This is a genomic window from Anaerolineae bacterium (assembly GCA_014360855.1).
Taxonomy (GTDB): Bacteria; Chloroflexota; Anaerolineae; order JACIWP01; family JACIWP01; genus JACIWP01.
This window is the reverse complement of sequence record JACIWP010000378.1, coordinates 1-1073: the sequence shown is the minus strand read 5'-3', so window position 1 is coordinate 1073 and position 1073 is coordinate 1. Positions and strand designations below refer to the sequence as shown.

Annotated in this window: 1 protein-coding gene (running past one end of the window); it reads right to left on the bottom strand. The window is 66.6% G+C overall.

Annotation, left to right across the window (positions count from 1 at the left end):
• The coding region annotated (locus H5T60_14195) for an iron hydrogenase small subunit (protein MBC7243584.1) crosses the window boundary (this coding region is incomplete at both ends): on the bottom strand, window positions 1-1073 show 1073 of its 2288 nt. 1215 nt of the annotated region lie to the left of the window's left edge.

Here is a 1073-nt window from a genome sequence, read left to right as displayed (position 1 = left end):
AGCCGGCTCAGCAGTTCGGTGCCCTCTTCCATGATGGTGAGGTCGGCGGCCCAGCAGGTGTCGAAGACATAAGCGAAGCCCATCTGCTTCAGGCCGGCGCACAGCCGACCCATGGCCTCCTCGCCGGTCAGGCCGTAGTACTGGGCGAAGGCGGCGCGCACGGCCGGCGCGATCTGCGCCGCGACAATGAGCGACGTGTTGTTCAGCGCCCGATATACGTTCGGCAGGGTTGGCTTCAGCGTCAGCGCGCCCGTTGGGCAAACGGTCACGCAGTGCCCGCAGGAGACACAGCTCGTCTTATCCAGCGGACGCTGGTCCACCGGCCCAATGGCCAGCGCCCCGTTGACCTCGTAATAGGTCAGGGCGGCGGAGCCTTCCATCTCGCGGCAGGCTTTCAGGCACAGACCGCAGAGGATGCACTTGCCCGGGTCGCGCACCAGGATCGGGTGATTCTCATCCACCGGCACGCGGCGCATGGGGCGCATCTCCGCATCGAAGGTGACCTGGTACTTGGTCGCGTACTGGCGTACCTGGCAATCATAGCGTTCGGTACAGCCGCATTGGAGGCAGCGCGAGGCCTCGCGCATAGCCGTTGCCACATCCCAGGTCTCGCTCACTTCCATGAAGTTGACCTTGCGCTCCTCCGCCGGCATCACCGGGATGGGATTGCGCGGGCTGGGGCGCACGTTGCGAAACTCCTCTTTCGGCACCTCATCCCAGCGCCCCTTGGAGCAGGTGTATTCGGGCAACTGCGGCGTCACCTTTCCGGTGCGCAGGAACTCATCAATGGCAATGGCGGCGCGGCGGCCGGCGCCGATGGCCGCCACAGCGATATCGGGACCGGTCTGGCAGTCGCCGCCGGCGAAGACCCCCGGCAGGGAGGTCTGCATGGTGAGCGGGTCCACCTGAATAGTGCCGCGCGACGTGCGGGCCAGCTCTGCCGGCAGACCATCATCCTCCACCGTGTGTCCGATGGCCGACAGAATGGTACTGCAGGGCAGGACGAATTCGGAGCCGGGGATCGGCACCGGCCGGCGGCGTCCCGAGGCGTCCAGGTCGCCCAGCTCCATGCG